Source organism: Flavobacterium sp. Arc2, from assembly GCF_041431385.1.
Lineage (GTDB): Bacteria > Bacteroidota > Bacteroidia > Flavobacteriales > Flavobacteriaceae > Flavobacterium.
The window spans coordinates 133,666-148,617 of the sequence record NZ_JASMRH010000010.1 but is presented as its reverse complement, the minus strand read 5'-3'; the positions used below and the strand labels follow the sequence as shown (position 1 = coordinate 148,617).

The 14,952-nt window shown below is 34.2% G+C and carries 11 protein-coding genes; all 11 read right to left on the bottom strand.

Annotated elements, in window-relative coordinates:
• Nucleotides 1–137: 137 nt before the first annotated feature.
• The 11 genes from QO182_RS09110 to murQ all read right to left on the bottom strand — a co-directional run bounded on the left by QO182_RS09110 (nt 138) and on the right by murQ (nt 14,951).
• Nucleotides 138–395, bottom strand: coding sequence for a hypothetical protein (locus QO182_RS09110; protein WP_371540792.1), 258 nt, complete (start codon nt 393–395; stop codon nt 138–140).
• 124 nt (nt 396–519) lie between these two features.
• Nucleotides 520–828, bottom strand: a complete 309-nt coding sequence (locus tag QO182_RS09105; RefSeq protein WP_371540790.1) for a thioredoxin family protein — start codon at nt 826–828, stop codon at nt 520–522.
• 110 nt (nt 829–938) lie between these two features.
• Nucleotides 939–1,577 (bottom strand): peroxiredoxin, encoded by a 639-nt coding sequence (locus tag QO182_RS09100; RefSeq protein WP_371540788.1) that lies wholly within the window; start codon nt 1,575–1,577, stop codon nt 939–941.
• A gap of 183 nt (nt 1,578–1,760) precedes the next feature.
• Entirely contained in the window at nt 1,761–3,221 is a 1,461-nt protein-coding gene (nhaC, locus tag QO182_RS09095) for a Na+/H+ antiporter NhaC (protein WP_371561118.1), read from the bottom strand.
• A 214-nt stretch (nt 3,222–3,435) separates the two neighbouring features.
• Complete coding sequence (locus QO182_RS09090; RefSeq protein WP_371561116.1) at nt 3,436–5,034, bottom strand: glycoside hydrolase family 3 protein; 1,599 nt, start codon at nt 5,032–5,034, stop codon at nt 3,436–3,438.
• 75 nt (nt 5,035–5,109) lie between these two features.
• The gene (locus QO182_RS09085) at nt 5,110–6,393 is read right to left on the bottom strand and encodes an MFS transporter (protein WP_371561114.1); all 1,284 of its coding nucleotides are present in this window, start codon (nt 6,391–6,393) and stop codon (nt 5,110–5,112) included.
• A complete protein-coding gene (locus QO182_RS09080) occupies nt 6,374–7,951 on the bottom strand; it encodes a glycoside hydrolase family 10 protein (RefSeq protein ID WP_371561112.1) in 1,578 nt (525 codons plus the stop codon). Before QO182_RS09080 ends, QO182_RS09085 begins: the two co-directional genes overlap by 20 nt.
• A 187-nt stretch (nt 7,952–8,138) precedes the next feature.
• Nucleotides 8,139–9,410, bottom strand: a complete 1,272-nt coding sequence (locus tag QO182_RS09075; RefSeq protein ID WP_371561110.1) for an acyltransferase family protein — start codon at nt 9,408–9,410, stop codon at nt 8,139–8,141.
• 6 nt (nt 9,411–9,416) lie between these two features.
• A complete protein-coding gene (locus QO182_RS09070; protein WP_371540773.1) occupies nt 9,417–12,404 on the bottom strand; it encodes a glycoside hydrolase family 3 N-terminal domain-containing protein in 2,988 nt (995 codons plus the stop codon).
• Nucleotides 12,405–12,439: 35 nt separating this feature from the next.
• Nucleotides 12,440–13,948: a sodium:solute symporter gene (locus QO182_RS09065; protein WP_371540771.1), complete on the bottom strand. Its 1,509-nt coding sequence runs from the start codon at nt 13,946–13,948 to the stop codon at nt 12,440–12,442.
• Between the two features lie 187 nt (nt 13,949–14,135).
• Entirely contained in the window at nt 14,136–14,951 is an 816-nt protein-coding gene (gene murQ, locus QO182_RS09060; protein WP_371540768.1) for an N-acetylmuramic acid 6-phosphate etherase, read from the bottom strand.
• Nucleotide 14,952 lies beyond the last annotated feature (1 nt).

Below are 14,952 nucleotides of genomic sequence, written 5' to 3'. Positions count from 1 at the left end.
AGTTTTAACAGTTAAGATTTATGAACTAACGCAAACTATTGTGGTCGAATGCTTTTTAACTTACGAAGTGTATATAATCAGAAAAACGCACCTAAAAATAAGTGCGTTTTGTGCTTGATGTGAAATAAAAATGGATATTATTTATCAATAGAACCCATCACTCTTTTCATAAAAGTATTTAATGCTTCTTTTTTATCAGTACCACTCTTAACCATTTTATGTACTTCAATCGCTCCATACATATTAGAAATTAGTTCTCCTATAACATCTAGTTCTTCGTCTTTCAATGAAGGAATCTCTGTCATTGCTTCCAGAACTTCAATAGTTTCAATAATGTAATCTTGGTCATTTTCTTCTATAAACTGTGTTAGATGCTTTATTACAGGTAATTTCATTTTTTTTATTTTAAGGTTTAAAGTTTTAAAAGTTTAAAGTTATTTGTTGCTTAAGAAATGATTTTTGAGTTTAACATTAAACTTATTTACAAAGCTTGACAACATTAAACTTTAAACAAAAACATTAAACTATTTCGTTCACTAATTCAATTAGGACTTCTTGTTTATTTGTTTGAGTTTCATTTACCAGTTTACCGCCTACAAATGTTGCAAAAGTAGGAAGGTTACTTACGTTGGCCAATTTTCGTGATTCAGGAGAATTTTCAGCATCAACAAGAACAAAAGTAATTGCGTCGTTTTCTGAAGCCAATTTTTTGAATTTTGGTTTCATTATTCGACAATTTCCACACCAAGATGCCGAAAATTGAACTACTACCTTCTCGTTTTTAGTTATTAAATCCTGTAAAGTATCTTCGTTTAAATCTATTAACATAGTTGTTTGTTTTAAAGTTTAAAAATCAATGGCAATAGCAAAGCTCAAATTCCACTAAAGAAACTGATTTTTGGTATTGCCATTAAAATTAATTTTGGAACTAATTTTTATTAGTTTAAGCTTAAGTATTCAGCAGTACTTTTTCTGTCAGCACTCATTGCTTCTTTACCAGCTTCCCAGTTTGCAGGACAAACTTCACCTTTTTCTTGGATATGAGTATAAGCATCAACCATACGTAAATATTCGTTTACGTTACGACCAAGAGGCATATCGTTTACACTTTCGTGGAAGATTTTCCCTGTTTCGTCAATTAAGTAAGTAGCTCTAAAAGTTACGTTTGATCCTTCTACTATTACGGAGTCAGTTTCTTCACTGTATTCAGTTGAGTCGATATCAAGAATACCTAATATGTTAGATAAGTTTCTGTTAGTATCTGCAAGAATTGGGTAAGTCACACCTTCAATTCCACCGTTATTTTTTGGAGTATTTAACCATGCAAAGTGTACTTCATTTGTATCACAAGAAGCACCTATTACGATTGTATTTCTTTTTTCAAATTCTGGTAATGCAGCTTGAAAAGCGTGTAGTTCAGTTGGACAAACAAAAGTAAAGTCTTTTGGGTACCAAAATAAAAGTACTTTTTTGTTGTTGTTTACAGCTTCGTCAAAGATGTTGATTTTCATGTTGTCACCCATTTCTGAGATAGCGTCAACTGCAATACTTGGGAATTTTTTACCTACTAATGACATAATTATATATTTTATTATTAATTTATTCTTTCGGCAAAAGTAAACAATAAGGTCATGTTCGTACAATCAATTTTAATTATATATTTCGATAGAGTTATAGTTTTATACTATAGTTTCAAAAAATAATGACACAACTTTTTCATAGTCATGTCATTAGGATTTTATAAGGAAGTAATCGAGTTCTTAATTAATTTTTTTATCAGTTACCAATTGTCGGATTTTGATATTAAATGCCGCGAAAATTAAGGTCATAAACGGACTTAAAATATTAAAGAAGGCGTAAGGCAGGTAATCTAAAGTTGAAACCCCTAAGGTACCAGATTGATAAGCTCCACAAGTATTCCATGGGATTAATACAGAAGTCACTGTTCCCGCATCTTCTAGTGTTCTGCTTAAATTTTCAGGTGCAAGGCCTTTTTCTTCATATGCTTTTGCAAACATTTTACCAGGAACCACAATAGCTAAGTATTGATCTGACGCCGTAATGTTTAAGGCTAAACAACTTCCAACTGTGGAAGCGAAAAGCCCGAAAGTAGTATGGGCTAATTTTAGTAATGTTTGGCTAATTCTTGCCAAAGCTCCTATTGCATCCATAATTCCTCCAAATACCATGGCGCAAAGTATCAACCAAACGGTTCCTAGCATTTTTTGCATCCCGCCTGATGTGAAAAGATCTGCCAGAGTTTTATTATCGGTAGGGATTACCACCTTTCCTGTTATGGCATCCATAACTCCTTTATAAGCTGATTGAAAAGTCATTTGCTCGACTCCGGCAATTTGATTAATGATATGAGGTTGGAATAAAACAGCAAAGATTCCAGCTAATAAGGTTCCAATTAATAAGGCGATTAAAGGCTCTGTTTTTTTTATTATTAAACCAATAACAATAACAGGTACCGCAAACAGCCATGGTGTAATAGTAAAAGAAGCTTCAATATCAGTTAGTAACGACCCAATATTTACATCTCCTTTAATATCGACTGATAATCCAAGTATAATGAAAAGAATCAGCGTAATAACATATGTAGGAATAGTGGTTAAAGTCATGTATCTAATGTGTGTAAACAAATCAGTTCCAGCCATTGCAGGGGCAAGGTTAGTTGTATCTGACATGGGTGATAATTTATCTCCAAAATAGGCTCCTGAAATTACCGCACCAGCAACCATACCTAGATCAAAACCTAAAGCACCACCCACACCAATCAAAGCAATACCAACAGTAGCACTCGTGGTCCAGGAACTTCCTGTAGCAATAGAAATTATAGAACATATAATTAGTGTGGCCGGTAAAAAGATGGCCGGGCTCAGAATTTGTAAGCCGTAATAAATCATAGAAGGAATAATTCCGCTTATTAACCAAGTACCTGCCAAAGCGCCAACCATTAATAATATTAGAATAGCACCAACAGTAGACTTAATATTTTCAGCCACTTCAGCCATCATTTTTTCATAGGTAACTTTATTAAAAAAGCCAACTACAGCCGCAACAGCCGCACCTAATAATAAGACAAATTGATTGCTGCCACTCAAAGCTTCGTCTCCATATACATATACGTTATAACCGAGCATCACTATAAGCGCAGCAACAGGAATTAAAGCTTCCCCAATTGATAATTCTTTATTTTTGTTAATTTTTGTCTCCATTCTATTGCGTTTGAGTTTGCAATATAGATAAAAAAGTTCCTATGAGCCTAAACAGATTTGGTGAAAACTTTAGATTATAGATTTATTTACGGAGCGTTTAGGTTTAGAAAACGAAAACAATTCGATTTTTTTTCTCGTAACTTGTTTTGGGTTATATTTAAAATTAAAAAGAATACTTATTCTTAAAAGTGTGGCTTTCTAATTTTACAACTATTTAAAAGTTGTTAATGCTCACAGACAGAGTTCCTTTGCAGCTTGAATTTTCAAGCAATTGAGATGCGGCAGTTTCCTGAAATTCATCAAAATCTTGATATACTTGAACAAGGCCGCTAATAGATTGCAGGTCTGGTACAATTTGTAAGGCATAAGGATTACCAAATAAATATAATACACATTTTTTTGATAAAATTAATTTTTTCAGCATTTCCAGAACAGCTTCTTCAATGTCAAAATTATTCTGTGGTTTTGCCTTTGGAACAAAAAGAGCAATAATTAAAGTGTCATAACCCTTCAGACTTTTTTCTATCTCTTCAACTGTATTTTTAGTATCTATTTCAATAGCAAATTCTGGTGCAGATAGGGAAGGGCCAAGCGTTTTAAAAAAAGCGTTTTCTGTATTTTTATAGATACTCAATTTTGCTAATGTGCCTCTTTTTGCTGCATCAATCACAACTGCTGTATTATGAGTGTCTTTGATAGTGGTAATACATTTTTGAGCAATTTTACCATTTAAAAGTGAAGCTGTTTCAAAATCCATTTCGACAGCTACGTTCTCTTGATTATCAAATAAACCTGCTTTTTGCTTGCATTTCATCAAGCGGTTAAAACTTTCTTCGATACGTTCTGGACTTGCATTCTTAAGGATTTCCTGAATGCCTTCTGGTACATTTTCAGCAAAGCACAACACGTCATTTCCGGCATTAAAAGCCTCCCATTCTAGTTGGCCTTTTATTTCATAAAGTTTGGAAACACTGTGCATATTAAGTGCATCCGAAATCACTAGTCCATTGTAATTTAATTGCTTTCGCAAAAGCGTCTCAATCACTGATTTTGATAATGTTGCCGAAGTGTTTGCTCCGTTATTTAATGCAGGAACGGCTAAATGCCCTATCATAATCGAGTCAGCATCACTTTCTATTCCTTTTATGAAAGGGTACAATTCATTTTCAAGTAATTGTTCTAATGTTTCTGTCAAAACGGGTAATCCTAAATGAGAATCTACGTTAGTATTTCCATGTCCAGGAAAATGCTTGAGGCAACCCAAAACCCCCGCGTCGTTCATTCCTCGCAAGTATTCTAAAGCAAAATGGGCTACTTTTTCTTTGTTTTCACCAAAAGAACGGTATCCAATCACCGGATTATTCGGGTTGTTGTTTATATCGGCTAAGGGAGCAAGATTATAATGAAGTCCTGCTGATTTTAGATCGAGACCTATTTGTTTTCCCACTTGATACACTAAATGAGATTCACTCATAGGTAAGGCACCTAGTGTGATAGCATAAGGATATTGTGGCGTTTTTTCAATTCGCATCGCCAAGCCCCATTCTGCGTCAATGCTCATCAGTAAAGGAGTAGTATCACACTTTTGATACCGAGTAATTAAATCTTTCAATCGCTGGTAACTGTCGTCATTAAAAACGATTTTTTTCTTAGTTTCATAATTAGTGGCAGCACTAGCTCTACTATGAAAAAAAGTAAGTCCACCGATGTTGTGCTTCTTAATTAATTCTTCAGTTGCTTGAATATTTTCTTCTGTATCGTTTATAAAAACGGCTGGAAAAAAGAATTGCCCTATTTTTTGTTCTAAAGTCATTTGATTTATTTTTAACCATATAATCCATCTAAGAATAGCTGATAATCTTTTCTAAAACTTATATGACTTATATGTTTATGAATTTTGTTGTTCCGATTTCTTACCGAAGTCTTTTGGAAAAATTAAAAAACGAGACAGAATCAATCCGGGAAGAGTGGCTAGAAATACCCAAATAAAGAAATTTCCGTAGCCTAAATATTCTTGAATGAATCCGCTTGCCATTCCAGGAAGCATCATTCCTAATGCCATGAATCCAGTTGCAATAGAGTAATGCGAGGTTTTCGATTCGCCATCAGCCACATAAATCAAATACATCATAAAGGCGGCAAAACCAAAACCGTAACCAAATTGCTCTGCAATAACAGTAGCATAAATATAATAAACGGAGGCTGGATGAAAATGCGCTAATAGAACAAATCCAAGTATTGGCAAGTGCATCGCCAGAATCATGGGCAGCATCCATTTACCAAGACCATCTCTAGAAATTACAATTCCGCCAATGATTCCGCCAATAGTTAGAGAGATTACCCCAAAAGTTCCATATATAATTCCCACGTCTTGGGTAGTTAAACCCATTCCGCCTAAACCTTTGTCATCGATAAGGAAAGGGGTTAGCATTTTTAATAATTGTGACTCGCCCAAGCGGAATAATAATATAAAGGCCAGTACAAAACCAATTTGCTTTTTTTGAAAAAAACTAGCGAAGACGGCTGCAAAACTTATTTTTGGTTCTGTTGCTTTTTCCTCTTTAGTAGTTACTACTTCGGTTCTTGGTGTAGAAAAATAATTATAAATGGTCAATGTAGCCATAATCAAACCAACGATAACCATAGTATAAGACCATGCTTTTTGTTTGTCGCCATATTCTTGTTCCAGATAACCACCTATTATTACAATCAAACCATTTCCGGTAAGCATGGAAAGGCGATAGAATGTACTGCGAATTCCAAGGAAAAAAGATTGTTGTTCTTTCTCTAAAGCTAACATATAGAAACCGTCGCTGGCAACATCATTCGATGCTGATGCAAAAGCCGCTACCCAAAAAATGGCGAGACTGATTACAAAGAAATTATTCATGGGAATCGTTAATCCCACAAGTAGAAAGGCAATAGATATCACTAATTGCATGGCTAAAAACCACTTCCTCTTTGTCGCGTATAGATCAATAAATGGACTCCATAAAGGTTTTATAACCCAAGGTAGATACAATAGACTCGTGTATATCCCGATGTCTTCATTGTCAATCCCAAGGTTCTTGTACATAATGACCGAAACCGAGATAATAATAGCGTAAGGCAAGCCCGAGGCAAAGTTCAAAAAGGGTATCCAGTACCAAGGTCTATTGTCTATTTTCGTCATTTAAAGTACTTTGAATCGTTTTGGTTTCTGTTGTTTTATTTAAAAGAACTGCCTCACTTTCATTACCGTAATAATCAATGAATGTGATAGCATAAATATTATTTTTTTCTAAAAGGCTCTTCTGAATTTTGATGCTGATACTATCCTTTTGTTCCTTAAAAGCAATTTTATCAACGATTTGACTTGGATTATTAATATCAAGTTTAGAACTGTCTTTGGCACCATAAACCATTACGTAACGTATTTTACTGAGCAAAGGATAATCCATTGTAACAGTCGAAATTAAATTATTAGTTGTAATAGTAGAAACCGTAGGCATTTCAATGTCTGTTCTTCTAGAATTAGGAACAACATAGGGAAGTGCTGGGTATCTGTATTGATTTTGCAAAAGTAAATCGGTCACCGCTTTGTTTCTGTTTACAAATGATTTGGCGCTAAAAAAAGCATTTCCCCCAATGTTTTTATAAGTTCTAGTCAAATCAATCTGATTAGGAATTTCACTTGGAATATTCCATTTTTTATCAGAATCGGTATTGATTTTATAACTTCCGTTTCCAATGTAAATAGCGGTATTTGTTGAGTTTTCAGACCACCATTTAATCAATTTTGCATAAGAAGCGGTTCTATGGTCGATACTCCAGTACAATTGTGGTAGTAGGTAGTCAATCCAGCAGTTCTCCATCCATGCCACAGGGTCAGCAAACAAGTCATCGTAATTTGTTTGTCCGGAATTCGTATCGGATCCTCTAGGATCAACAGATTTATTACGCCAAACGCCAAACGGGCTGATACCAAATTGAACCCAAGGCTTGATTTTTTTGATAGAAAAGGCACAGTATTTCACAAAATTATTCACGTTAAGACGTCTCCAATCTGGTAAATTCATTCCGCCCCCATATTTTTTAAATGATGCCGTATCATTAAAGTTTTCACCTGGTATTTTATAAGGATAGAAATAGTCGTCAAAATGTATTGCATCGATATCATAGTTTCTAACTACCTCGTCAACTACAGCAATTAAATGAGTCTGAACTTCAGGCAAGGCAGGATCGTAATAATACTTTCCGCCATATTTAATCATCCATTCCGGGTGCTTGTAATAGTCATGGGTAGGACTTAGAATATCAGTTCTTAAATCCATAGTGGCACGATAGGGGTTTAACCAGGCGTGGAATTCAAAGCCACGGTTATGAGCTTCTGTGATCATCCATTCTAATGGGTCAAAATAAGGACTAGGTGCTTGCCCTTCTTTCCCAGTCAAATATTTAGACCATGGAGCTAGTTTTGAAGGATAAAAAGCATCACCCACGCTTCTAATTTGGACAATAACAGCATTATAATTTAATTTTTTATAGGTATCTAAAATCTCTAGATAATCAGCTTTTTGTTTTTCAATAGGATCCGAACCACTTTTTGGCCAGTCAATATTTACCACAGTAGCAATCCAAACTGCTCTAAATTCGTTTTTAGGATAGCTTACTTTTTCTTGTGCATTTCCATTTGAAAAAGACAATAAAATAAAGGAAAGCAATAAGAATAGGTGCTTGGTACGGTTCATTATCGGGATGTTTTTATAGAGTTCAAAAATAGTTTTTTTAGTGATGTTTATGAGTAATATAAGTATTAAAATTTCACTTTTTTGATTATCTCAATTACTTTGCCAAAGCTATTTTTTTAAATTGGCTTAATAGCCTCATTTTAGATTAAACCAATGTGAATTAAATTATTAGGTTAGTATACTTTTCTTAAACTTTAAAAAATAATTTTTTCTTATAGAAAAACCATAGTAGTAACGACCATAGGGAAGCATAAAGTAGCGCATAAGTCAAGGAAGCTGATTTCTCATTATCAAAATTAGGGTTAATCCAAAATTGATAAGCATAGCTTAAAACTGATATTTTAGCATCGGCATTTTCAGGATTTGGAAAAGTGATCATCCCTAAAGCACGAGGAAGTATTCCTGATAGAAAAAATACAATCATTGGATTCACTCCCCATATTAAGAAAAAGAAGAATCCTTTTTTAGCCCCTTTTACTTCTGTAATATAATGTAAAACAGCTAAAATAAACAAAGCTATTCCTGCACTGTATAATACATAAGAGCTTGTCCAAAGTGACTTGTTTAACGGAAAAACGAATGACCAGAGTAATCCGGTTGTGGTCAAAACAAAGGCGATAGCAGCCATTTTTTTAATAATTTTAATTTTAGACTCATTAGTAAGTATCAGTTTCCCTATGATTAGCCCTATTAATGCTGTTGCAATGGCGGGTAGCGTACTTAATATGCCTTCAGGATCCCAAGTTTTAGTAGCGCCATACATATGTCCTTCTAACAAAAAACTATCTAGCCAAGAGGAAAGATTCGTTCCTTCATTATAATTTGCGGTTCCAATTCCGGGAACAGGAATGATGGTCAGTAATGCCCAGTAACCAATTAATAAGGCAATCGTAATTCCTATTTGTGTTTCTAATTCTGTTTTTAGATAGATCACTGTAGCGATGAGATAAACGATACCAATGCGTTGTAAGACACCGGGTAATCTCACATCGTTAAAACTTTCAATTCCGCTGTAGGCGAGGAAAAGTAAAATAGTAAAAATAGAAACGGCTAAGAGCAGTTTGACTTTTGGATTAAAATTGCCTAATAAAGCATATCCTACAAGAATTGTTATACTTAAGCGAACGAATAGCAGCAAGATTTGATTATCACTAAAAATGAAGATTTTACTAAAGAAATTTAAAAACAAACCCAAACTAATGATTCGAAGTGTTCGTGTTATTATCTTAATAAATGTTTCTTGATTCCAAGTTTTTTTTGGCATAGCCAAAGGAATAGCAATTCCTAATACAAAAATAAAGGTGGGGAAAACCAAGTCGGTAGGAGTGCAGCCATTCCATTTTGCATGCAATAATGGAGTATATACCGCGCCCCAATTTCCGGGGTTATTGACAATAATCATCAATAAAATTGTCATTCCCCTTAAAATATCGACTGAAATTATTCTGTCATTTTTCATTATGTCTTATTTTTGAATTGCTTCATAGATTATTTTTTGAATATCTTCCCTGATTTTTTCTTTTGCCAGTGTATTTCCTGCTGCTGATACTTCAGGATAGGTTCTATTCGATAAAAAGATATAAACGATTTCATTTTCTGGATCTGCCCAAGCCATGTCTCCTGTAAAGCCAGTGTGTCCAAAACTTGATGGTGAAGCGCATTGACAAGTAGGACCATTTGCACCAAGTCTTTTATCAAAACCCAAACCTCTTTCCACGCCTTCAGAACAAAAGTAACAAGTATTGAAAGCATCAAATGTTTCTTCAGAAAAATAACGATGGTTGCCATAAGAGCCTTTTTGTAAGTACAATTGCATCATTTTAGCTACATCCATAGCGTTAGAAAAGATACCGGCATGACCAGCAACTCCACCTTGCATAGCTGCAGCCATATCATGTACATAACCTTGAATTTGCTGATGTCTAAAATAAGTATCTACTTCTGAGGGTGCAATTACGTTTTTATCAAATTTTTGTAACGGATTGTATAAGGTGTAATTCATTCCAAGCGAGTTGAAAAAATTTTCCTGACTAAGGATATCTAGTTTCTTATGGGTAATTTGTTCTAAATATTCTTTTAAAAGGATGAATGTAAAATCACTATAAACGTATTCTTTTTTGGTTGCCAATGGGGAATCAGCAATGATTTTCATGATGGTGTTTTGGTAGTCAGTTCTTAGGTATAAACTATCAGCAACTTTTATAGAGAATTTGGGATTAGGTACTTTTCGATAATAGGTTTCAGAAGGTTTGTTAGTAGCATCTAAAGTTTCTTTATAAAAAGGAATCCACGATTTCAGTCCTGCGTAATGGGATAATAAATTTTTAAAAAGAATATCCTTTTTATTTGTATTGGCAAAATAGGGGAGCATCGTTCCCAAACGAGTATCCAGAGCAACCTTTTTTTGATCGAACAATTGCATGATGTTAGGAAGTGTCGAAATCATTTTTGACAGCGAAGCCACATCGTACAAATCTGTATTTGTAACCTTAGTTGTAGTGTCATAAGTAGGGTGCCCATAGGATTTTTGAAAAACTACTTTCCCTTTTCGAGCTACAAGAACTTGCATACCAGGGGCCATTTTACCATCGATTGCTTTTTGGGCGATTGCATCAATCTTATTCAAGATCGCAGGATCCATATTCATATTCTCAGCAGCTGTAAATCCGAGTCTATTTAATTTTTCAGTTGCTAATCCATCGTTTACTGAAAAATGGTTGTTGATTGATACGGGTGTTTTTCCTTTGGCTTCAATAGCTCCAAAAAGCAATTCAGCCGAGACAACTTGGGCAATATCAGAATTCTGATACGATACTACAACACCTTCTATATTTTCGAATGTAGGGACAGTCAATAAAGTATAAGGTTTTGTAAAAACATCGAGAATTACTTTGTTTTTGGATGCAATTTGTTCCAGCCAATTTAATTCGGTTTCAGAGAATTCTTGGTTTTCCCATGCTTTATCTAGTTTATGAAAACCAATTATAACCGTACTATAATCTTTAAGTTTATCGTTTAAGCGATCAATATTAGTATCCGAAACTTCGATTACTTCAGTATATTTTTTTAATGTAGTTAAGAAAGAGCTGTTATTAGAATCTCCTAATTTTACATAAGCAATTTTTTGACTTAGGTCTTTTATAGGTAAAATGGACTCTTTATTTTGTAATACTGTAATAGCATTTTCATACAATTGGTAGTGTAAAGCGTCTTTTTTAGAAGAGTTTAAATCTTCCTGCAAATGGGTCGTATTGATTGGTTTGTAGTTATTTAAACCTGATTTGTATTTATAATGGAGTATTTTTTTTACGGAATAAGCCAAGCGATTTTCATTGATTCGATTGTCGTTATATGCCGCTTTTATTTTGGCTATAGCCAAAGGAACATTTTCTGGACAAAGTAAGATGTCATTTCCTGCGAGAAAGGCTTCTAAATCAATTTCACCTGGGCCTATAAAATTACTGGCCCCTTTCATTCCTAAAGCGTCTGTCAAAATAAGTCCTTTAAAGTTCATTTTCTTTTGGAGTAACTTGGTTACCACTTTGTATGAAAGCGAAGTAGGTCTGTTTGAAGATTCTAAACTAGGGATGTTGAGATGGCCTACCATTACCGAAGCTAAACCTTCATCAAAAAGTTGTTTATAAGGATACAATTCGACCAAATTAATTCTTCTTTTGCTAAAGCCAACAGTAGGAAGGGTTTTATGAGAATCAGTAGAAGTGTCTCCATGACCTGGAAAATGTTTCCCAGTACTAAAAACACCTTGTGATTGTTGCCCTTTCATCAAGGCAGTGGCTTTATTAGCTACATTTATTTTGCTTTCGCCAAAAGATCTATTGCCAATAATAGGATTTTTAGGGTTGGTATTGATATCGATAACGGGAGCAAAATTAAAATGGATTCCCATTCTTTTATTTTCTTCTCCCATATTTTGACCTACTTTTTCAACTAATTTCAAATCTTGAATAGCGCCTAAAGTCATGTTCCATGGATAGCGATAAGTAGAATCTAAACGCATACTTAATCCCCATTCTCCATCAATAGCAATAAACAAAGGAACTTTCGCTTTAGCCTGATAACGATTAGTTAAATTAGCTTGTCTGACTGGTCCACCTTGGAAGAAAATAATTCCGCCCACATGGTTTTCGGTTACTAATTTTTCAACAGCCTCTTGATGTGATTCGTCTTTATTAGAATACGCCGAAATCATAAATAATTGACCAATTTTTTCTTCAAGAGTCATTTTAGAATAGATGTTGTCTACCCAAATAGATTCTGAATCAGTAGTTTTAAAAAAGGTATTCCTTTTGGATTTGTTTTTCGATTTATATTTTATTGCGTTTTCTGCGGTGATTCCTTCCTTAAGTAGTCTTTTGGCTTTATAGTTGGCGCAATTAATCATTAGAAACAATACTATAATAGAGGCGCTAATTTTTAAAATTTTATTGTTCATCCGTAATTTATTTTTTTAAATAAGTATCAGTATTCCTAAAATTTTTGCAGTTCAGCTGTGTTTTTACCTGTAAGATACAAACCGATGTAGGTTACAAGTCCGTTTATTATTATTAATTCATTATCAAATACATAGCCTAAAAATAACACTTGGGAATTTTCATTAATAATATAGGTGATAACAGGGGCAAGCACGCAAATTATAGGCACTAGTTTATCGGATACTTTTTTTGTTTTTTGGAATAATCCAAAGGCATATAGACCTAGTAAAGGACCATAAGTGTAAGTTGCGACTTTAAAAATCATTGTTACAACTGAACTATCATTAATGGTGTTGAATAAGACGATGGTTACAAACAGCAGTATTGAAAAAGCCAGATGCACCAGATTTCTGTTTTTTACATTAGTCGTTTTATGACTGTTTTCTTCTTTATCCATAGCTAAGAAATCAACGCAAAAAGAAGTGGTTAAAGCAGTCAATGCAGAATCAGTAGTAGCAAATGTTGCGGCTATCAGTCCTAACAAAAACACAACAGAAGGTACTATAGACAAATGATTCAGTGCTATTTCTGGAAATAATAGATCAGTTCTTGGTTTGCCAGTGATAGCATCTAGGGGTACTGAAATTCCGTTTTTGTTTGCGTAAATATAAAGTAGTGCTCCTACACTTAAAAAGAAGATATTGATAATAACAAAAATTGCAGTGAACGTTAACATATTCTTTTGCGCTTCTTTAGTGTTCTTGCAACTTAGATTTTTTTGCATTAAATCTTGATCAAGTCCTACCATGGCTATTGTAACAAACATTCCGCCCAGTATTTGCTTGACAAAATGAAATTTATTTGTCATAAAATCATCAAAGAAAAATACTTTGGAGTAGGAGCTATCACGTACTTCTTTAAAGGCTTGAATGGCATTTAAATCGAGACTGTCACAAATAAAGTAAATAGTAAGAAATACGGAGCTTACTAAGAAAAAAGTTTGTAAAGTATCTGTTATAATAATCGTTTTTAATCCTCCTCTATACGTGTAGGAATAGATTAAAATTAATGAAATCAGGACCGTTACTGCAAATGGAATATTATAGTATTCAAATACAAATCGCTGCAGTACAATTACCACTAAATAAAGTCTAAAGGCTGAGCTTATTGTTCTACTGATTAAAAATATACTGGCTGCTGTTTTATAGCTGTAAGTACCCATCCTTTTCTCGATGTAACTATAGATTGAGGTCAGATTCATTCTATAATAAAGCGGCAGTAATAATTTTGTAATTACGATGAAGCCTATGGCATTCCCTAAAACAAACTGGAAATATTTAAATTGCTCTCCGCCTGGCGAGCCTACTTCCCCAGGAACAGATATAAATGTTACACCCGAAAGTGCTGTTCCAATCATTCCAAAAGCCACCAAATACCACTTGGAGTTTTTATTGGCTTTAAAAAAAGCTTCATTTCCGTTGTCATTTTTACTGACTTTATGGGAGATGTAGAATAAAACTCCAAAATAAATAATGATAAGAATTAGGATTGCACTTGGTGTCATTGTTGTTAAATTTTAAAGAATAAAATAGTTGTAAAGTAGTTTTTAAGTAGTGATTTAATGGTCAAATCAAACACTGTCTTAATTATTGCTAGGATAGCATTAATTTGTTAGACAGCGCTTAATAGGACCAAACCAAACCAACCTAATTAACTTTAAATAAAGGGTATAAAAGAAGCAGGGCTGCTTATTATTTTTTCATAGCTAGTAAAACTGCCCGGACACTTTGGTGCTGTTTTAAAAGTTTAGCCGCTTCCTCTTTATTTATTTTCAACTCTTCGACAATCATTTCGACCCCTCTTTTTACGAGTTTTTTGTTAGACAATTGCATGTCTATCATTTTGTTGCCGTAAATTCTTCCCAGTTTAATCATTACTGAAGTAGAAATCATATTCAGTGCTAATTTTTGGGATGTTCCCGCTTTCATTCGCGTGCTTCCAGTTAAGAATTCTGGTCCAACTATTAATTCTATTGGGAAATCTGCTATAGCAGATATTTTGCTCTTACTGTTACAGGAAATACTACCTGTAGTAATATTATTTTGTTTTGCTTTTTCGAGTCCACCAATTACGTAAGGCGTATTTCCCGAAGCGGCAATTCCAATAACCACATCTAAATCAGTTATAGAAAAAGCAGAAAGGTCTCTCCAAGCTTGATTAAAATCATCTTCAGCATTTTCAACAGCTTTACGGATTGCACTGTCGCCTCCCGCAATGATGCCAATAATCCAATCATCAGGAACTCCAAATGTAGGAGGGCATTCAGAGGCGTCGAGAATACCGATTCTACCCGAAGTTCCGGCTCCAATATAAAAAAGTCTACCTCCCAATTTCATTTTTTCCACGACCGCATCTACTAATTTCTCAATGTTTGGGATTTGTTGCTCTATAACATTGGGGACCTTTTTGTCCTCGGCATTAATGTTAGAAAGTAACTCTTTCGTACTCATCTTATCCAAATTGGCATAGAGAGATTCTTGTTCTGTATCAAGGCTGTTTTTTTTCATT

Excerpts from the sequence above, each read along its gene's own strand:
- QO182_RS09110 (WP_371540792.1), bottom strand. The coding sequence starts at position 395 with ATGAAATTACCTGTAATAAAGCATCTAACACAGTTTATAGAAGAAAAT.
- QO182_RS09105 (WP_371540790.1), bottom strand. The coding sequence starts at position 828 with ATGTTAATAGATTTAAACGAAGATACTTTACAGGATTTAATAACTAAA.
- QO182_RS09100 (WP_371540788.1), bottom strand. The coding sequence starts at position 1,577 with ATGTCATTAGTAGGTAAAAAATTCCCAAGTATTGCAGTTGACGCTATC.
- nhaC (WP_371561118.1), bottom strand. The coding sequence starts at position 3,221 with ATGGAGACAAAAATTAACAAAAATAAAGAATTATCAATTGGGGAAGCT.
- QO182_RS09090 (WP_371561116.1), bottom strand. The coding sequence starts at position 5,034 with ATGACTTTAGAACAAAAAATAGGGCAATTCTTTTTTCCAGCCGTTTTT.
- QO182_RS09085 (WP_371561114.1), bottom strand. The coding sequence starts at position 6,393 with ATGACGAAAATAGACAATAGACCTTGGTACTGGATACCCTTTTTGAAC.
- QO182_RS09080 (WP_371561112.1), bottom strand. The coding sequence starts at position 7,951 with ATGAACCGTACCAAGCACCTATTCTTATTGCTTTCCTTTATTTTATTG.
- QO182_RS09075 (WP_371561110.1), bottom strand. The coding sequence starts at position 9,410 with ATGAAAAATGACAGAATAATTTCAGTCGATATTTTAAGGGGAATGACA.
- QO182_RS09070 (WP_371540773.1), bottom strand. The coding sequence starts at position 12,404 with ATGAACAATAAAATTTTAAAAATTAGCGCCTCTATTATAGTATTGTTT.
- QO182_RS09065 (WP_371540771.1), bottom strand. The coding sequence starts at position 13,948 with ATGACACCAAGTGCAATCCTAATTCTTATCATTATTTATTTTGGAGTT.
- murQ (WP_371540768.1), bottom strand. The coding sequence starts at position 14,951 with ATGAAAAAAAACAGCCTTGATACAGAACAAGAATCTCTCTATGCCAAT.